Source organism: Flavobacterium phycosphaerae (assembly GCF_010119235.1).
Taxonomy (GTDB): Bacteria; Bacteroidota; Bacteroidia; order Flavobacteriales; family Flavobacteriaceae; genus Flavobacterium; species Flavobacterium phycosphaerae.
Genome location: NZ_JAAATZ010000001.1, coordinates 2,960,713 through 2,983,474 on the forward strand (window position 1 = coordinate 2,960,713; position 22,762 = coordinate 2,983,474).

A 22,762-nucleotide genomic window follows, 5' to 3' on the forward strand; every position below is an offset into this window, starting at 1 on the left:
CTAAAATAAAATGTTAAAATGAAAAAATGTTATAAACAAGCTAGTGTTAATAAATAAATGTAGTAATAAACCTTACAAAAAAGTTAAATAATGCACTTTATCTATAAAATAATGCATTTTATCGATGTTTTTTTTGGTCATTTAAAAAACATGTACTACTTTCGAACTGTTAAAACAATCTATTTAATGAAAATTTAACCTTAAAACCCCAAATAACATGTCAAAAATCAAACAAAAAACCAAAAAAAACCGCTACCCTAAGACGGAAAATTGAAAGAAAAACGTCATTTTGTCGAGTTTTCGAGTCGTTTACAGAGAAAATAGATGAATAAAGTTAGTCAGCCCTACTTTTGTTGACATAGTATAACCCAATTATCTATCCTACCAAAAACGCCTACATTAAAGATACTCTACGCCCAAAATGCTAGTTTTCAAAAAATTATTTTTACTAAACCTAATTGTATGAAATCAAAATCTACTATTTCAAAAAAATTGTATGCCTTTTTGATATTTAGTTTACTAAGTATCTCCATGACATACGGGCAAGCTTTCCCGCCAGCCAATACCTCATGTACGTCGAAAGACCTTGAGATTGTGGCAGCCCAGTTAACCGGCGGAGATGTTTGTAACTCTTGCCCAACAGCTACTACGCTGACAAGAACACTTACTTTAGGAATTAAAAACACTACCGGTTCCACAAGAACTTCATTTGCCTTTTGGGGAATGTTGGAAATTTATAGTGGTACCACCGGTGCATTAATTTCTTCTGTACAGAGAACAGGATGTGGAGGACCTTTACCGGGTGGCTCAACAACCTATTTGAGTTTTGGTGACATTACCTATACTTGTGGTGATGTTATCAAAATTTCTAATATCTGGGAAGCTTGGACCACGGCGAGTGGAAGTGAAGTTTGTCCTTTAGATCCAAACAATATTTCTCCAAAATGTGGTAAGATACCATCTATAACGGTTAATGGTGGAGTCAATGGTGAATTTGTTTTGACAAGTTCACAATGTGGTTCTGCAACTGGTGCTATAGATTTAACACCAACCGGAGGAACATCACCTTTTACTTATACATGGACTGCTTCCGATGGTGGAGTTGTACCTGTTGGTCAAGCAAACAATCAAGATCTTACCGGTCTAGTATCGGGAACTTATACAGTTGTTATCAAAGATGCTAATAATTGTACAATAACTAAATCAAGAACTATAACAGCAACTACACCTGCTGTTGCCACGTTTAATTCAACTAGTAATATTACTGTAGCTTGTGGCTCGGCAACAACAAGTTCATTAAGTTATACCAACAGTGGTTCCGGATCTTGTTTAATCAGTGGTTCAGTTACTTCAACTTTAAGTACACAAACACCTGCTGGTGCTTGTGGTGGTACAGTAACCGAGACTTGGACATTCACAGATGCTTATGGCAGAACTATAACCAAAACAAGAACTATAACAGTAAGTCCTGCAGCTTTACCAACGATGACAGCTCCGGCTAATACAACGGTAGCTTGTGGTGCCTTACCGGCTCCTTCTACTATTGCATTCTCTAACGGTTTAACCGGAGGATGTTTAGTAAGCGGAACTTCTAATCCGTCTACTTTCTCTGCAACGCCTAACGCTTGTGGGGGAACTGTTACGGAAACTTGGACAGCAACTGATTCCTGTGGAAGAGCTTTGGCTCCGGTTTCAAGAACGATAACAGTAAGTCCTGCAGCTTTACCAACGATGACAGCTCCGGCTGCTACAACAGTAACTTGTGGCGCCTTACCGGCTCCTTCTACTATTTCATTCTCTAACGGGTTAACCGGAGGATGTTTAGTAAGCGGAACTTCGAATCCTTCTACTTTCTCTGCAACGCCTAACGCTTGTGGGGGAACTGTTACGGAAACTTGGACCGCTACTGATTCTTGCGGAAGAGCTTTGGCTCCGGTTTCAAGAACGATAACAGTAAGTCCTGCGGATTTACCAACAATGACAGCTCCGGCTGCTACAACAGTAGCTTGTGGTGCTTTACCGGCTCCTTCTACTATCTCATTCTCTAACGGGTTAACCGGAGGATGTTTAGTAAGCGGAACTTCGAATCCTTCTACTTTCTCTGCAACACCTAATGCTTGTGGGGGAACTGTTACCGAAACTTGGACTGCTACCGATTCTTGTGGAAGAGCTTTGGCTCCGGTTTCAAGAACGATAACAATTAGTCCTGCAGCTTTACCAACGATGACAGCTCCGGCTAATACAACAGTAGCTTGTGGTGCTCTACCGGCTCCTTCTACTATATCATTCTCTAACGGGTTAACCGGAGGATGTTTAGTAAGCGGAACTTCGAATCCTTCTACTTTCTCTGCAACGCCTAATGCTTGTGGGGGAACTGTAACAGAAACTTGGACAGCAACTGATTCTTGCGGAAGAGCTTTGGCTCCGGTTTCAAGAACGATAACAGTAAGTCCTGCAGCTTTACCAACGATGACAGCTCCGGCTGCTACAACAGTAGCTTGTGGCGCCTTACCGGCTCCTTCTACTATTTCATTCTCTAACGGGTTAACCGGAGGATGTTTAGTAAGCGGAACTTCGAATCCTTCTACTTTCTCTGCAACGCCTAATGCTTGTGGGGGAACTGTAACAGAAACTTGGACCGCTACTGATTCTTGCGGAAGAGCTATGGCTCCGGTTTCAAGAACGATAACCGTAAGCCCTGCGGATTTACCAACAATGACAGCTCCGGCTGCTACAACAGTAGCTTGTGGTGCTTTACCGGCTCCTTCTACTATCTCATTCTCTAACGGGTTAACCGGAGGATGTTTAGTAAGCGGAACTTCGAATCCTTCTACTTTCTCTGCAACGCCTAATGCTTGTGGGGGAACTGTTACCGAAACTTGGACAGCAACTGATTCTTGTGGAAGAGCTTTGGCTCCGGTTTCAAGAACGATTACCGTAAGTCCTGCGGATTTACCAACGATGACAGCTCCGGCGGCTACAACAGTAGCTTGTGGTGCTTTACCGGCTCCTTCTACTATCGCATTCTCTAACGGTTTAACCGGAGGATGTTTAGTAAGCGGAACTTCGAATCCTTCTACTTTCTCTGCAACGCCTAACGCTTGTGGGGGAACTGTAACGGAAACTTGGACAGCAACTGATTCTTGCGGAAGAGCTTTGGCTCCGGTTTCAAGAACGATTACCGTAAGTCCTGCAGCTTTACCAACGATGACAGCTCCGGCTGCTACAACAGTAGCTTGTGGTGCCTTACCGGCTCCTTCTACTATAGCATTTTCTAACGGTTTAACCGGTGGATGTTTAGTAAGCGGAACTTCGAATCCTTCTACTTTCTCTGCAACGCCTAATGCTTGTGGGGGAACTGTAACGGAAACTTGGACAGCAACTGATTCTTGTGGAAGAGCTTTGGCTCCGGTTTCAAGAACGATAACAGTAAGTCCTGCGGATTTACCAACAATGACAGCTCCGGCTGCTACAACAGTAGCTTGTGGTGCCTTACCGGCTCCTTCTACTATATCATTCTCTAACGGTTTAACCGGTGGATGTTTAGTAAGCGGAACTTCGAATCCTTCTACTTTCTCTGCAACGCCTAATGCTTGTGGGGGAACTGTTACGGAAACTTGGACAGCAACTGATTCTTGCGGAAGAGCTTTGGCTCCGGTTTCAAGAACGATAACAATTAGCCCAGCAGCTTTACCAACAATGACAGCTCCGGCGGCTACAACGGTAGCTTGTGGTGCTTTACCGGCTCCTTCTACTATCGCATTCTCTAACGGTTTAACCGGAGGATGTTTAGTAAGCGGAACTTCTAATCCGTCTACTTTCTCTGCAACACCTAACGCTTGTGGGGGAACTGTTACCGAAACTTGGACCGCTACTGATTCTTGTGGAAGAGCTTTGGCTCCGGTTTCAAGAACGATAACCGTAAGTCCTGCGGATTTACCAACAATGACAGCTCCGGCCGCTACAACAGTAGCTTGTGGTGCCTTACCAGAATCTACTACTATATCATTCTCTAACGGTTTAACCGGTGGATGTTTAGTAAGCGGAACTTCGAATCCTTCTACTTTCTCTGCAACGCCTAATGCTTGTGGGGGAACTGTTACGGAAACTTGGACAGCAACTGATTCTTGCGGAAGAGCTTTGGCTCCGGTTTCAAGAACGATTACCGTAAGTCCTGCGGATTTACCAACAATGACAGCTCCGGCCGCTACAACAGTAGCTTGTGGTGCTTTACCGGCTCCTTCTACTATCGCATTCTCTAACGGTTTAACCGGAGGATGTTTAGTAAGCGGAACTTCTAATCCTTCTACTTTCTCTGCAACGCCTAACGCTTGTGGTGGAACTGTAACGGAAACTTGGACCGCTACCGATTCTTGTGGAAGAGCTTTGGCTCCGGTTTCAAGAACGATTACCGTAAGTCCTGCGGATTTACCAACAATGACAGCTCCGGCCGCTACAACAGTAGCTTGTGGTGCTTTACCGGCTCCTTCTACTATCGCATTCTCTAACAGTTTAACCGGAGGATGTTTAGTAAGCGGAACTTCTAATCCTTCTACTTTCTCTGCAACACCTAATGCTTGTGGGGGAACTGTTACGGAAACTTGGACAGCTACTGATTCTTGTGGAAGAGCTTTGGCTCCGGTTTCAAGAACGATAATAGTAAGTCCTGCTGATTTACCAACTATGACAGCATTAGCTCCAATTACAGTAACTTGTGGTGCAGTACCAGAATCTACTACTATTCCGTTTACTAACGGATTAAGTGGAGGATGTTTATTGAATGGAACTTCAAATCCTTCTACTTTTACAACTACTGTTGAAGGATATTGTAATGGAAAAGTTGTTGAAACTTGGACTGCTACTGATGCTTGTGGAAGAGAATTAGCCTCAGTATCGAGAACCATAACTGTTGACGATAATATAGCGCCAACATTTACAACACCGGATAATATTACCATAAACACAGATGCAAATTGTAACGTAAATCTTGATCCAACAGCAACTGGAGGTGTAAAAAATCCAAGCGATAATTGTGATCCTAATCCAACCGTTAGTTATGTTGACAACGATTGTTTCGGAAACTTCACTGAAGGTTCTGTAAATGCAGGAACGGGGAATTACTTCACCTTTGATATTTCTGGTTTTGATAATTTAACTGCAAAAGATATTGAAAAAGTAGCTTTAGCGTTTGACACTAATCAAGGAAAAGGTAGAGTTCAATTCACTTTAGTTTCTCCAAGCGGTCAAGGGGTTGTCCTTGTTGGACCGTACTGTAACGGAGGGAATTGTGATACCACAAATACAACTGAATTATATTTACCTATATTCTATCCTAACGCTTCTGGTTATCCACAATGGAATAATGCCAATATAATCACTAGCGGCTCAACTGTTAATCTTACTCCAAACGGAAATCTTTCCGGGGCGAATACTATTAACGGATTAACTTCTTATGTTTCCGGTTTTGAAAATTTAACCGGTCCGATGAACGGAACTTGGTTTGTTTATGCTCAAAAAGTAGGGAATGAACTTGGTGCCATCCGTTTCAAAAGCGTTTGCTTAACACCGGCTAATACTTGTCCGAATAATAAAGTAATTACCAGAACTTGGACTGTTACTGATATGTGTGGTAATTCCACTTCAGGAAATCAAACCATAAAAATTCAGGATGTAACTGCTCCTAATTGGGATACTGCTACAGGTTCATTAGACAGAACACTAGAATGTAGTGATACGGCAGGTATAACTGCAGCTCAAGTCTTAGCGCCAATCGCTATTGATAATTGTGCAGGAACAGTAACTTATACTAAAACGTCTAGTGCTTTTGTAGCCTCTCAAGGCTGTATTAATGCCGGTACATATACTAATACTTGGATTGCTAAAGACGTTTGTAGCAATACTTCTACAGTATTTACTCAAAAAATTACGATTCAAGATACCACCGCTCCTATTTGGACAACAGCCAACGGAACATTGAATATGACTGTTGAATGTAGTGATAATCAAGCATTGGAAGATGCTCAGGCACTATTCCCTGTTGCGTCTGATTTATGTGATGCTGATGTTACTAATATAGTTAAAAAAGGAGGTAATTTCGTAGCCAATACCAATTGTGCTAATACTGGTACTTATACCAATACTTGGAGTGTTATGGATGCTTGTGGTAATAATTCTGTTGAATTCACACAAGTCATTACAGTTGTTGATACCACAAAACCACAAATTACAACTAGTGCTTCAGATTTAATTGTACAATGTGATGGTAGTGGAAATTCAGGCGCATTACAACAATGGTTAGATAATCATGGTGGTGCTGTAGCCTCTGACAGTTGCTCTAATGTAACATGGTCTAACAACTTTGCCTCTATTGCAAGTGATTGTTCTGCTGCTGTTACAGTAATATTTAAAGCTACGGATGGTTGTAACAATTCTGAAACAACTTCAGCTACATTTACTATCCAAGATACCATTGCTCCAATATGGAGTACTTTTGCAGGGTCATTAGACAAAACTTTAGAATGTAGTGATTTGGAAGGACTTGCAACTGCAAATACCGTATTCCCAACAGCTACTGACAATTGTGACAGCGTTTTAACTAATATTGTTAAAACTAATGGTCAATTTGCACCTTCAAGTACATGTTCTACTATTGGTACTTATACTAATACATGGAAAGTAACAGATACTTGTGGAAATGCATCAGAAAATTTCGTTCAAACCATTACGATAATTGATACTACCAAACCTACATTCACAGCTCCTGCAGATATCACTATCTACACTACTGATGCTTGTACGTATGATGCTTCTGTTCAATTTACTGGTGATGTGACTGATGAGGCTGACAATTGTTCAACTGATTTGAATGCTACCTTCACTGATGCTGATCCGGTAGCAGGTGCTTGTGCAGGTTCATATACTATCGTTCGTACTTGGTCATTAACCGACTGTGCAGGAAACAATACAACTCACGATCAAACCATTACGGTATCAGACAACATCAAGCCTACTTTCACAGTTCCTGCAGATATCACTATCTACACTACTGATGCTTGTACTTATGATGCTTCAGTTACTTTCACTGGAGATGTAACTGATGAAGCGGACAACTGTTCAACTGATTTGAATGCTACATTCACTGATGCTACTCCGGTAGCGGGTGCTTGTGCCGGGTCTTACACTATCGTTCGTACTTGGTCATTAACCGATTGTGCAGGAAACAATACTACTCACGATCAAACCATCACCGTGTCTGATAACATCAAACCTACATTTACAGCTCCTGCAGATATCACTATCTACACTACTGATGCTTGTACTTATGATGCTTCGGTTCAATTTACTGGTGATGTGACTGATGAGGCGGACAACTGTTCAACTGATTTGAATGCTACATTCACTGATGCTACTCCGGTAGCGGGTCAATGTGCCGGGTCTTACACTATCGTTCGTACTTGGTCATTAACCGACTGTGCAGGAAACAATACTACTCACGATCAAACCATCACCGTGTCTGATAACATCAAACCTACATTTACAGTTCCTGCAGATATCACTATCTACACTACTGATGCTTGTACTTATGATGCTTCAGTTACTTTCACTGGAGATGTAACTGATGAAGCGGACAACTGTTCAACTGAGTTGAATGCTACATTCACTGATGCTACTCCGGTAGCGGGTGCTTGTGCAGGTTCATACACTATTGTTCGTTCATGGTCATTAACTGATTGTGCCGGTAATAACACTACTCACGATCAAACCATTACGGTATCGGATAACATCAAGCCTACTTTCACAGCTCCTGCAGATATTACTATCTACACTACTGATGCTTGTACATATGATGCTTCGGTTCAATTTACTGGTGATGTGACTGATGAAGCGGACAACTGTTCTACTGATTTGAATGCAACATTCACTGATGCTGATCCGGTAGCCGGAGAATGTAGCGGTGGGTATGCCATAACACGTACATGGTCATTAACCGATTGTGCCGGTAATACAACTACTCATACACAGTTGATCACTTTAACTGATAACATAGCACCTACTTTCACAGCTCCTGCAGATATCACTATCTACACTACTGATGCTTGTACCTATGATGCTTCGGTTCAATTTACTGGTGATGTAACAGATGAAGCAGACAACTGTTCAATAACTAACTTAAATGCTACTTTCACTGATGCTGCTCCTGTAGCTGGTCAATGTGCAGGTTCTTACACTATCGTTCGTACTTGGTCATTAACCGATTGTTCAAATAATAACACTACTCACGATCAAACCATTACGGTATTGGATAATATCAAACCTACATTTACAGCGCCTGCAGATATCACTATCTACACGACTGATGCTTGTACTTATGATGCTTCGGTTCAATTTACTGGTGATGTGACTGATGAGGCGGACAACTGTTCTACTGATTTGAATGCTGCATTCACTGATGCTACTCCGGTAGCGGGTGCTTGTGCCGGGTCTTATACTATCGTTCGTACTTGGTCATTAACCGATTGTGTAGGAAACAATACTACTCACGATCAAACCATCACCGTGTCTGATAACATCAAACCTACATTTACAGTTCCTGCAGATATCACTATCTACACTACTGATGCTTGTACGTATGATGCTTCAGTTACTTTCACTGGAGATGTGACTGATGAAGCGGACAACTGTTCAACTGATTTGAATGCTACATTCACTGATGCTGCTCCGGTAGCGGGTGCTTGTGCAGGTTCATATACTATCGTTCGTACATGGTCGTTAACCGATTGTGCAGGAAACAATACAACTCACGATCAAACCATCACGGTATCGGATAACATCAAACCTACTTTCACAGCTCCTGCAGATATCACTATCTACACTACTGATGCTTGTACTTATGATGCTTCAGTTCAATTTACTGGTGATGTGACTGATGAGGCTGACAACTGTTCAACTGGCTTGAATGCTACATTCACTGATGCTGCTCCGGTAGCGGGTGCTTGTGCAGGTGCGTATACTATCGTTCGTACTTGGTCGTTAACCGATTGTGCAGGAAACAATACAACTCACGATCAAACCATCACGGTATCGGATAACATCAAACCTACTTTCACAGCTCCTGCAGATATCACTATCTACACTACTGATGCTTGTACCTATGATGCTTCAGTTACTTTCACTGGTGACGTTACGGATGAAGCGGACAACTGTTCAACTGATTTGAATGCTATATTCACCGATGCTGCTCCGGTAGCGGGTGCTTGTGCAGGTTCATATACTATCGTTCGTACATGGTCTTTAACCGACTGTGCAGGAAACAATACAACTCACGATCAAACCATCACGGTTTCCGATAACATCAAACCTACATTTACAGTTCCTGCAGATATCACTATCTACACAACTGATGCTTGTACATATGATGCTTCGGTTCAATTTACTGGTGATGTGACTGATGAAACAGACAACTGTTCTACTGATTTGAATGCTACATTTACTGATGCTACTCCGGTAGCGGGTGCTTGTGCTGGTTCATATACTATCGTTCGTACATGGTCATTAACCGACTGTGCTGGGAACAATACAACTCACGATCAAACTATCACGGTATCGGATAACATCAAGCCTACATTCACAGCTCCTTCAGATATCACTATCTACACTACTGATGCTTGTACTTATGATGCTTCAGTTCAATTTACTGGTGATGTGACTGATGAAACAGACAACTGTTCTACTGACTTGAATGCTACATTTACTGATGCTACTCCGGTAGCGGGTGCTTGTGCAGGTTCATATACTATTGTTCGTACTTGGTCTTTAACTGACTGTGCAGGTAATAATACTACTCATGATCAAACCATCACGGTATCGGATAACATCAAACCTACTTTCACAGCTCCTACAGATATTACTATCTACACTACTGATGCTTGTACGTATGATGCTTCGGTTACTTTCACTGGAGATGTGACTGATGAGGCGGACAACTGTTCTACTGATTTGAATGCTACATTCACTGATGCTGCTCCGTTAGCAGGTGCTTGTGCAGGTTCTTATACTATCGTTCGTACTTGGTCGTTAACCGATTGTGCCGGTAATACTACAACTCACGATCAAACCATTACGGTATCGGATAACATCAAACCTACTTTCACAGTTCCTGCGAGTATTACTATCTACACCACTGACACTTGTACTTATGATACTACAGTAACCTTTACTGGTGATGTTACGGATGAAGCAGACAATTGTTCTACTGGTCTTGAGGCAACATATACAGATGGAGCTCCAGTAGTAGGTGCTTGTGCCGGTTCATATACTATAACTCGTACATGGTCATTAACCGACTGTGCAGGTAATACTACCACACAATACCAAACCATTACTGTGTCTGATAATATCAAACCTATATGGGCAACATTAGCCGGTAGCTTAGATGTGACTTTAGAATGTAGTGATGCGCAAGGATTGACAAATGCTCAGGCTCTTGCTCCACAAGCTACTGATAACTGTACCGCGAATGTAACTTACATCAAAACACCAGGTAGTTATGTAGCTGGCGATTGTCCAAACAGAGGTACTTACACCAATACATGGGTAGCTATCGATGCTTGTTCAAATGCAACTTTAGCCGCATTTACCCAAGTAATCACTATTCAGGATACGACTAAACCGGTTTTAGATACAACAACTTTTGATCCTAATCCACAAGTTACTTGTAACAATATTCCGCCAACACCTGCTTTACAGTTCTCTGATAATTGTTCTTCAGTAAATGTTCCAACTCCTGTTGAAACGCAAACTCCAGTAACAAATAACGCTTATACCATTACCAGAACATGGACAGCAACTGATGAATGTGGAAACGTTACCATCGTTACACAAACTATCGACGTGACGATTCAAGTTCAACCTGGAGATGTAATAACAGCACCTGACAAAATTTGTAACGACGATGATATTTCAGTTACATGGGACTTGGAAAATTATTTGACACTTGGAACACCTTTAAATGGTACTTGGACTAATGTAGATAATGTTGGTACATTAACCGGATCAATATTTAACGCCAATCAAGTAGCTGTAGGTAATCACTCTTTTATCTATACTTATGATAATGGTAGTCCTTGTCCACAAAACATAACTGTTATTATGCCGGTTCAAGAATGTGGCGGTGTTGTAGTTGGATGTGATGACATCGAGGTTCACAATGCCTTTACTCCTAACGGAGATGGTGTAAACGAATATTTCGACATCGAGTTTATCGACCAGCCTTGTCACCAACCAAACAGTGTGGAGATATACAACCGTTGGGGAGTTTTAGTATATGAAACTAAAAACTACGATAACAACACCCGTAAATTTACCGGGGTTTCTGAAGGAAGATCTACCGTGAGTAAATCAGATGAATTACCTGCCGGTACTTACTTCTACATCTTACAATATTCTGACGGAAACGGAAACACGGTAACCGAATCTAAATATTTATACCTTACTAGATAGATAAATCAAATTCCTGAGGATTTTGCCCAAGTCCTCAGGATTTAAAAAAGAAATTATGAGAACAAAAATTTTAATATTCGCTTTGATGTTAACGTGTTACACCGGGATTGCTCAGCAAGATGCCCAGTACACCCAATACATGTATAACACTATCAATATCAATCCCGCTTACGCAGGATCGAGAGGAGTTATGAGTATTTTTGGTTTACATCGTACCCAATGGGTAGGACTTGAAGGCGCACCTACTACTAACGCCTTCTCTTTAAACACTCCAATTAACAATAGTAATCTTGGAGTTGGTTTATCTTTTGTAAATGATAAAATCGGACCTACTAACGATAATACTATCTCTGCTGACGTATCCTATACCGTTCAGATGTCGGAATCTTACAAATTGAATTTTGGAGTAAAGGCATCCGGAAACTTCTTTAATCTGGATAGAGACAAATTAAATCCACAAGATGATACAGACAACCATTTGCAAAATGTCAACAATGACTTCTCTCCTAACTTGGGAGCCGGTGTCTACTTGCACTCTGATAAATTATATCTCGGAATGTCGGTACCTAACTTTTTGCAGGATAAAAAATACAACGACAATGAATTTGCTGTGTTTCAAGAAAGAATGAACTTTTATTTCATCGGTGGGTATGTATTTGACATCTCCCCTTCTATCAAGTTCAAACCTGCTTTCTTAACCAAAGTAGTTACAGGATCTCCGCTTCAGGTAGATGCTTCGGCCAACTTTTTGTTCTTTGACAAGTTGATGCTAGGTGGAGCTTACCGCTGGGATGCCGCGGCAAGTGCCTTGGCCGGGTTCCAAATAACAGACGGATTGTTCATAGGATACAGCTACGATATGGAAACTACTAAGCTTAAACATTACAATTCAGGGTCTCACGAGGTATTTTTGAGATTTGAATTATTCAGTAAAGTCAGCAAAATGACATCACCTAGATTCTTCTAATAACACAACGATTATATTATGAAAAATAAATTTATATATTTAGTACTGATAGCTATCACTTGTGTGAATAGTTATGCGCAGACTTCCACTGCTACTAACAAAAAAGAAGTGAAAGGCAATAAGGAGTATGAAAAATTAGCCTATATAGATGCTATCAAAACCTATGAACGCATTTATGAAAAAGGATATAAATCTCCCGATATGCTGCTCAAAATAGGGAATGCCTACTACTTTAATGCTGAGCTTGAAAAAGCCAACAAGTATTACAGTGAACTTTATGCCATGAATCCGGAACAGGAACCCGAGTTCTATTACCGTCATGCACAAACTCTCAGAGCAGTTAAAGAAAATGAAAAAGCTGATGCTATGTTGGCCTTATTCATGCAAAAAAAAAGTAATGATGCCAGAGCCAAAATACTCTCTAAACACAGAGATTATATGGCAGAAATCAAGAAAAACTCCGGTCGTTACAAAATCGAAAATGCAGGGATAAACTCAAAATACTCTGATTACGGTCCGGCTTTTATGGGCACCAAAGTAATCTTTTCTTCTGCGCGTGATACAGGGAATTTCTCTAAAAGAATACACTCTTGGACAGGCGAACATTTTACCAACCTTTACAGTGCCAATATGGGCGAAGACGGCTCTCTTTCTGCCGTAGATAAGTTTGGTAAACAAATCAACACCAAGTTCCATGAAGATACTCCTGCTTTTACCAAAGACGGTAAAACAGCTTACTTCACCCGTAACAACTACCTTGACGGTAGAGGATTTGATGCCGGGAAAGTAACGTTGCTTAAAATTTACAAAGCTACTCTTGATAAAGACGGAAATTGGACCAACATAACTCCGCTGCCTTTTAACAGCGATAGTTATCAAACCGCTCACCCTGCGCTTTCTTTTGATGAAAAAACCATGTACTTCGCTTCCGATATGCCGGGAACTCACGGGTTATCTGATTTATATCGCGTAAAAATTACAGAAGACGGTTCTTTCGGAACTCCCGAAAACTTAGGGGATGCCATTAACACCGAAGGACGTGAAACCTATCCTTTTGTTAATGAAGACAACGAATTGTACTTTGCCTCTGACGGACAACCGGGTCTGGGTGCCTTGGATATTTTTATCACTAAAGTACCTAAAGACGGCTCGCTGAACTTCAAGCAAGTACTCAACGTAGGAGAAGAAGCCAACGGACCTAAAGATGATTTTGCTTTAATCATTGATTCGAAAACCAAAAAAGGATTCTTAAGCTCTAACCGTGACGGTGGACAAGGCAATGATGATATTTACAAATTTGTGGAAACCAGACCTATCTGGTGTGAGCAAGTGTTATTTGGCGTAGTAACCGATCAGGATACCAAAGTTATTCTACCGGGTGTTGCCCTGACTTTAATGGACAGTAACTTCAACAAAATCAAAGAAACCGTATCTGATGCTCAAGGTAAATACGAATTTACCGAAGTGGAATGTGGTGAAAAATATTATGTAAGAGCTTCTCTGGAAGGATACAACACCAAAGAATCTCCGGTGATTATCGGGAAAGATACCGGAAAAACAGAGCTAAACATCGAACTTGAAAAAACAGCTAAACCTATTCCGATTGGTGGGGATTTAGCCGATGTATTCGGAATCAACTTAATCTATTTTGACTTAGATAAATGGAATATCCGTCCTGATGCTGCCATCGATTTAGCAAAAATCCTCGATGTATTAGAACAATATCCGACTATGAAAATTGATATTCGTTCACATACCGATAGCCGTGCTTCTTTTGCTTACAACGAAAAATTATCAGACAGAAGAGCCAAATCAACCAAAGACTGGTTAATCAAAAACGGTATCAAAGCCGACAGATTAACGGCTAAAGGATACGGAGAATCACAACTCGTGAACAAATGTGCCGATGGCGTACAATGTACCGAAGCGGAACACCAGCTTAACAGAAGAAGTCAATTTATTATTACTGCGTTGTAAAAAAGTTAACTCCTTTATAATCAAACTTTAAAAAAGCCACTCAAATGAGTGGCTTTTTGGTTATAATCCTAAAACTTTTTATAAAATACTAAGCAAAAAAACAAGATAAAAAGAAAGAAAAATCGATAAGAAACAAAGGATAAATGAAAAATGTCACTTTAACGAGTTTTCGAGTTGTTTGTAGAAGAAATTCAGTAGTGAAGCCATGTTACCGTAATTTAGCCAACTATATAGTATAACCCAAAATCGCTATCTACCAAAATGCCTACTAAAATTACTTCAAGCCCAAAATTCAAATTTTCAATAAATTATTCTACTAAAATTAATTGTATGAAATCAAAAATTACTATTTCGAAAAAACTGTTTGTGTTTTTGGTATTTAGCTTGCTATGTACCTCAATGACATTCGCGCAATCAGTTCCACCGGCAAACACCTCGTGTACATCAAATGACCTTGAGGTGGTAGCAGCAAAATTGACTGGTGGAGATGTATGTAACTCGTGCGCCACAACAACGCCATTAACGAGAACACTGACCTTGTCCATCAACAATAAAACCGGTTCAACCCGAGCTGTTTTTGCTTTTTGGGGAACGCTAGAAATTTATAGCGGTACTACAGGAGCTTTAATATCTTCTGTAACCCGAACAGGATGTGCAGGACCTGTTGCTTCAAACAGCATCACTTCGTTAGATTTTGGCACCATTACCTATAACTGTGGTGATGTTATCAAGATTACCAATCTATGGGAAGCTTGGACAACACCTAGCGGTGCATGTCCTTTAAATCCAAATGACATTTCTCCAAAATGTGGAAAACTACCATCGATTACAGTTAATGGTGGTGTGAATGGTGAATTTGCTTTAATACAATCACAATGTGCTTCACCAACTGGTGCGATTGATTTAACACCTACAGGTGGAACAGCTCCTTTTACTTATACATGGACGGCTTCAAATGGCGGTGTAGTGCCTGCAGGACAAGCTACCAACCAAGATCTTACCGGTTTGGTTCCCGGAGATTATACAGTTGTCATCAAAGATGCTAACAATTGTACTATATCAAAAACAAGAACTATTACTGCTACCATACCTTCAATTGCCGTTTTCTCCAATACGAGTGATACCACGGTAGGCTGTGGCGGAGCAACTACCAGTTCTTTAAGCTATACCAACAGCAGTTCAGGAACATGTTTGATCAGTGGTACAGTTACTTCTACTTTAAGTACACAAACACCTGCTGGTGCTTGTGGCGGTACTGTTACTGAAACGTGGACCTATACAGATGCCTATGGCAGAACAATAGTTAAAACACGAACAATAACAGTAAGTCCAGCGGCTTTACCAACAATGACAGCTCCGGCTGCTACAACAGTAGCCTGTGGTTCATTACCTGCACCAAGTACTTTGCCATTTACTAATGGATTAAGTGGTGGTTGTTTAATTAGTGGAACTTCAAACCCTTCTACTTTCTCTGCAACTCCTAATGCTTGTGGTGGAACAGTTACTGAAACTTGGACTGCTACTGATTCATGTGGAAGAGCCTTGGCTCCTGTTTCAAGAATAATAACGGTAAACCCTGCGGCTTTACCAACAATGACTGCAAAAGCTAATACAACTGTGGCTTGTGGCTCATTGCCGGCTCCAAGTACTATTGCATTCTCAAACGGATCAACCGGAGGATGCTTAATCAGCGGTACTTCAAATCCGTCAACTTTTTCTGCAACACCTGATGCTTGTGGCGGAACCGTAACCGAAACTTGGACTGCAACTGATTCTTGCGGAAGAGCTTTAGCGCCTGTTTCAAGAACAATTACAGTAAGTCCAGCAGCTTTGCCAACGATGACGGCTCCTGCTAACATCGTAGCTTCTTGCGGAGGGTTACCTATTGCCAGCACACTTCCATTTACTAATGGATTAAGTGGTGGATGTTCAATTAACGGGACTTCAAACCTTTCTACATTTTCTTCAACTACTACCGGTTTTTGTAATGTAACATTCACCGAAACCTGGACTGCAACAGATTCTTGCGGAAGAGCTTTAGCTCCTGTTTCAAGAACAATTATAATTAATGATACTACCAAACCTACATTCACTGCTCCTGAAGATATTACAATTTACACTACTGCAAATTGTACTTACGATGCTTCTGTGGCTATTACTGGTGATGTAACTGATGAAGCGGACAACTGTTCGACTAATCTTAACGCAACGTTTACTGATGTTGTAACCAATGGAAATTGTCAAGGTTCGAAAACAATTACACGTACTTGGAGTTTATCTGATTTATGCGGAAATCAAGCTATCCCACAAAATCAAATTATAACAATTACTGATAATATTGTACCTTCTTTTACAGCTCCTGCAGATATCACTATCTACACGACTGCTAATTGTTCTTATGATACTTCAGTTGAATTTACAGGAGATGTTACAGATGAAACTGATAATTGCTCAACAAATCTAAATGCAACCTTTAATGATTTAATTACAAATGGAACTTGTGAAGGTTCAAAAATTATTACTCGTACATGGAACTTAATGGATTTATGTGGTAATAAAGCAATTTCACAAACGCAAACCATTACTGTAGAGGATAACATCAAACCAACATTCACAGTTCCAGCAGATATTACTATCTACACTACTGATGCTTGCACTTATGATGCTTCGGTTACTTTTACTGGAGATGTGACTGATGAAACAGACAACTGTTCTACTGATTTGAATGCTACATTCACTGATGCTACTCCGGTAGCGGGTGCTTGTGCAGGTTCATATACTATCGTTCGTACATGGTCGTTAACCGATTGTGCAGGAAACAATACAACTCACGATCAAACAATCACGGTTTCCGATAACATCAAACCGACATTTACAGTTCCTGCAGATATCACTATCTACACTACTGATGCTTGTACTTATGATGCTTCGGTTCAATTTACTGGTGATGTGACTGATGAAACAGACAACTGTTCTACTGATTTGAATGCTATATTCACCGATGCTGCTCCGGTAGCAGGTGCTTGTGCAGGTTCATATACTATCGTTCGTACATGGTCGTTAACCGATTGTGCCGGAAACAATACTACTCACGATCAAACTATCACGGTTTCCGATAACATCAAACCGACATTTACAGTTCCTGCAGATATCACTATCTACACTACTGATGCTTGTACTTATGATGCTTCGGTTCAATTTACTGGTGATGTGACTGATGAGGCTGACAATTGTTCAACTGATTTGAATGCTACATTCACTGATGCTGCTCCGGTAGCGGGTGCTTGTGCAGGTTCATATACTATCGTTCGTACATGGTCGTTAAACGATTGTGCAGGAAACAATACAACTCACGATCAAACCATTACGGTATCGGATAACATCAAACCGACATTTACAGTTCCTGCTGATATTACTATCTACACTACTGATGCTTGTACTTATGATGCTTCGGTTCAATTTACTGGTGATGTGACTGATGAAGCGGACAACTGTTCAACTGATTTGAATGCAACTTACACTGATGCTGCTCCGGTAGCGGGTGCTTGTGCAGGTGCGTATACTATCGTTCGTACATGGTCTTTAACAGACTGTGCAGGTAACAATACTACTCACGATCAAACCATCACGGTATCAGATAACATCAAGCCTACTTTCACAGTTCCTGCAGATATCACTATCTACACTACTGATGCTTGTACTTATGATGCTTCGGTTCAATTTACTGGTGATGTAACGGATGAAGCGGACAACTGTTCAACTGATTTGAATGCTACATTCACTGATGCTGCTCCGGTAGCTGGTCAATGTGCAGGTTCATATACTATCGTTCGTACTTGGTCATTAACCGACTGTGCGGGTAACAATACAACTCACGATCAAACCATCACCGTGTCTGATAACATCAAACCGACATTTACAGTTCCTGCTGATATTACTATCTACACTACTGATGCTTGTACTTATGATGCTTCGGTTCAATTTACTGGTGATGTAACGGATGAGGCGGACAACTGTTCTACGGATTTGAATGCTACCTTCACTGATGCTGCTCCGGTAGCTGGTCAATGTGCAGGTTCATATACTATCGTTCGTACTTGGTCGTTAACCGATTGTGCCGGTAATAATACAACTCACGAACAAACCATTACGGTATCGGATAACATCAAGCCTACTTTCACAGCTCCTGCAGATATCACTATCTACACTACTGATGCTTGTACTTATGATGCTTCAGTTCAATTTACTGGTGATGTGACTGATGAGGCTGACAACTGTTCAACTGATTTGAATGCTACATTTACTGATGCTGATCCGGTAGCCGGAGAATGTAGCGGTGGATATGCAATAACACGTACATGGTCATTAACCGACTGTGCCGGTAATACTACTACTCATACACAGTTAATCACTTTAACTGATAACATAGCACCTACTTTCACAGTTCCTGCAGATATCACTATCTACACGACTGATACTTGTACTTATGATGCTTCATTTCAATTTACTGGTGATGTGACTGATGAAGCGGACAACTGTTCAATAACTAACTTAAATGCTACTTTCACTGATGCTGCTCCGGTAGCTGGTCAATGTGCAGGTTCTTACACTATTGTTCGTACTTGGTCATTAACCGATTGTTCAAATAATAACACTACTCATACACAAACCATCACAGTATCGGATAACATCAAACCTACATTCACAGCTCCTGCAGATATTACTATCTACACTACTGATGCTTGTACTTATGATGCTTCGGTTACTTTCACGGGTGATGTTACGGATGAAGCAGACAACTGTTCAACTGATTTGAATGCTACATTCACTGATGCTGCTCCGGTAGCGGGTGCATGTACAGGTTCTTATACTATTGTTCGTACTTGGTCATTAACCGATTGTGCGGGTAACAATACAACTCACGATCAAACCATCACGGTATCTGATAACATCAAACCTACTTTCACTGCTCCTGCAGATACCACTATCTACACTACTGATGCTTGTACATATGATGCTTCGGTTACTTTCACTGGGGATGTGACTGATGAAGCGGACAACTGTTCAACTGATTTGAATGCTACATTCACTGATGCTGCTCCGGTAGCAGGTGCTTGTGCAGGTTCATATACTATCGTTCGTACTTGGTCATTAACCGATTGTGCAGGTAACAATACTACTCACAATCAAACCATCACGGTATCGGATAACATCAAACCTACTTTCACAGCTCCTGCAGATATCACTATCTACACTACTGATGCTTGTACTTATGATGCTTCAGTTACTTTCACTGGAGATGTGACTGATGAAGCTGACAACTGTTCTACTGATTTGAATGCTACATTCACTGATGCTGCTCCGGTAGCAGGTGCTTGTGCAGGTTCTTATACTATTGTTCGTACTTGGTCATTAACCGATTGTGCGGGTAACAATACAACTCACGATCAAACCATCACGGTATCTGATAACATCAAACCTACATTTACAGTTCCTGCAGATATCACTATCTATACTACTGATGCTTGTACATATGATGCTTCGGTTACTTTCACTGGGGATGTGACTGATGAAGCGGACAACTGTTCAACTGATTTGAATGCTACATTCACTGATGCTACTCCGGTAGCAGGTGATTGTGCAGGTTCATATACTATCGTTCGTACTTGGTCATTAACCGATTGTGCAGGAAACAATACTACTCACGACCAAACCATCACGGTATCGGATAACATCAAACCAACATTCACAGCTCCTGCGGATATCACTATCCACACCACAGCCGATTGTACTTATAATGCTTCGATTACTTTCACTGGAGATGTTACGGATGAGGCGGACAACTGTTCAACTGATTTGAATGCTACATTCACTGATGCTGCTCCGGTAGCGGGTGCTTGTGCAGGTTCATATACTATCGTTCGTACTTGGTCATTAACCGATTGTGCCGGTAACAATACAACTCACGATCAAACCATTACGGTTTCGGATAACATCTTCCCTACATTTACTGAACCTGCTGATATCACTATCTACACGACTGATACTTGTACTTATGATGCTTCTGTTCAATTTACTGGTGATGTAACTGATGAAGGGGACAACTGCTCAACTGGCTTGAATGCCACTTATTATGATGATCTGCCTGTAGTCGGTGCTTGTGCAGGATCTTTATCGATAGTACGTCATTGGTCTTTAACTGATTGTGCCGGTAATACTACTACACAGACACAATTTATTACCGTATCAGATAACATCAAACCGACATGGGCAACATTGGCCGGCAGCTTAGACTTAACCTTAGAGTGTGATGATGCTCAAGGATTGACTGATGCTCAAGCTCTTGCTCCACAAGCTATTGATAATTGTACAGCGAATGTAGGATACATCAAAACTCCCGGAAGTTATGTAGCGGCTGATTGTCCTAACAGAGGTACTTATACCAATACATGGATAGCTTATGATGCTTGTTCTAATGAAACATTATCAGCGTTTACTCAGGTAATTACAATTCAAGATACGAAAGGCCCTGAAATGACGACTGTATTGAGTCCACTGTCTGTGACTTGTGATGCTATTCCTGCTCCACAAAGTGTAACTTTTGCGGATAATTGTTCTGGAGTAGTTGGTACACCTGTATTAACAGAAGTACAATCGCCTACAGTAAACAACACTTATACTATTACCAGAACATGGACAGCAACTGATGCTTGTGGTAACTTATCAGCTCCATACTCGCAAGTAATTACTGTAACAACTCCGGATGCTCAAGAATTTCCGGCTGAAAGATGTAACGCTGCTGAATTTGACTCTATTGATTTGATGACATTATTGCCTAATGGTACTCCTACTACCGGAACATGGACTAATGTAAACAACGTAGGTGGTTTTACTGGTACTGTTTTCAATGCTTGGCAAATTCCTACTGGTGATTATACGTTCAGTTATGCCATTACCAATGACCCTTGTCCAAGAGTCTACGAAGTTAAAATGAATGTAAATGATGAATGTAAACCAGAAGCTTGTGACGATATCCTTGTTCACAATGCCTTTACTCCTAACGGAGATGGTGTAAACGAATATTTCGACATCGAGTTTATCGATTTGCCTTGTCACCAACCAAACAGTGTAGAGATATACAACCGTTGGGGAGTTTTAGTATATGAAACTAAAAACTACGATAACAACACCCGTAAATTTACCGGGGTTTCTGAAGGAAGATCTACCGTGAGTAAATCAGATGAATTACCTGCCGGTACTTACTTCTACATCTTACAATATTCTGACGGAAACGGAAACACGGTAACCGAATCTAAATATTTATACCTTACTAGATAGATAAATCAAATTCCTGAGGATTTTGCCCAAGTCCTCAGGATTTAAAAAAGAAATTATGAGAACAAAAATTTTAATATTCGCTTTGATGTTAACGTGTTACACCGGGATTGCTCAGCAAGATGCCCAGTACACCCAATACATGTATAACACTATCAATATCAATCCCGCTTACGCAGGATCGAGAGGAGTTATGAGTATTTTTGGTTTACATCGTACCCAATGGGTAGGACTTGAAGGCGCACCTACTACTAACGCCTTCTCTTTAAACACTCCAATTAACAATAGTAATCTTGGAGTTGGTTTATCTTTTGTAAATGATAAAATCGGACCTACTAACGATAATACTATCTCTGCTGACGTATCCTATACCGTTCAGATGTCGGAATCTTACAAATTGAATTTTGGAGTAAAGGCATCCGGAAACTTCTTTAATCTGGATAGAGACAAATTAAATCCACAAGATGATACAGACAACCATTTGCAAAATGTCAACAATGACTTCTCTCCTAACTTGGGAGCCGGTGTCTACTTGCACTCTGATAAATTATATCTCGGAATGTCGGTACCTAACTTTTTGCAGGATAAAAAATACAACGACAATGAATTTGCTGTGTTTCAAGAAAGAATGAACTTTTATTTCATCGGTGGGTATGTATTTGACATCTCCCCTTCTATCAAGTTCAAACCTGCTTTCTTAACCAAAGTAGTTACAGGATCTCCGCTTCAGGTAGATGCTTCGGCCAACTTTTTGTTCTTTGACAAGTTGATGCTAGGTGGAGCTTACCGCTGGGATGCCGCGGCAAGTGCCTTGGCCGGGTTCCAAATAACAGACGGATTGTTCATAGGATACAGCTACGATATGGAAACTACTAAGCTTAAACATTACAATTCAGGGTCTCACGAGGTATTTTTGAGATTTGAATTATTCAGTAAAGTCAGCAAAATGACATCACCTAGATTCTTCTAATAACACAACGATTA

Annotated in this window: 5 protein-coding genes; all 5 read left to right on the top strand. The window is 40.8% G+C overall.

Going from position 1 to position 22,762, the window contains the following annotated elements; translation table 11 throughout:
- The first annotated feature begins 462 nt into the window (after positions 1 to 462).
- The 5 genes from GUU89_RS13335 (at position 463) to GUU89_RS13355 (ending at position 22,748) form a co-directional block, all read left to right on the top strand.
- On the top strand, positions 463 to 11,499 hold the full coding sequence (locus tag GUU89_RS13335) for a T9SS type B sorting domain-containing protein (protein WP_162126031.1): 11,037 nt from the start codon (positions 463 to 465) through the stop codon (positions 11,497 to 11,499).
- Positions 11,500 to 11,554: 55 nt separating this feature from the next.
- On the top strand, positions 11,555 to 12,466 hold the full coding sequence (locus GUU89_RS13340) for a PorP/SprF family type IX secretion system membrane protein (RefSeq protein ID WP_162128376.1): 912 nt from the start codon (positions 11,555 to 11,557) through the stop codon (positions 12,464 to 12,466).
- An 18-nt stretch (positions 12,467 to 12,484) separates the two neighbouring features.
- Positions 12,485 to 14,443 carry an OmpA family protein gene (locus GUU89_RS13345; protein WP_162128377.1) on the top strand — a complete coding sequence of 653 codons (1,959 nt, stop codon included), beginning with the start codon at positions 12,485 to 12,487 and terminating at the stop codon, positions 14,441 to 14,443.
- A 330-nt stretch (positions 14,444 to 14,773) separates the two neighbouring features.
- The gene (locus tag GUU89_RS13350) at positions 14,774 to 21,781 is read left to right on the top strand and encodes a T9SS type B sorting domain-containing protein (protein ID WP_235922050.1); all 7,008 of its coding nucleotides are present in this window, start codon (positions 14,774 to 14,776) and stop codon (positions 21,779 to 21,781) included.
- A 55-nt stretch (positions 21,782 to 21,836) separates the two neighbouring features.
- Complete coding sequence (locus GUU89_RS13355; protein ID WP_162128376.1) at positions 21,837 to 22,748, top strand: PorP/SprF family type IX secretion system membrane protein; 912 nt, start codon at positions 21,837 to 21,839, stop codon at positions 22,746 to 22,748.
- Positions 22,749 to 22,762: the final 14 nt, after the last annotated feature.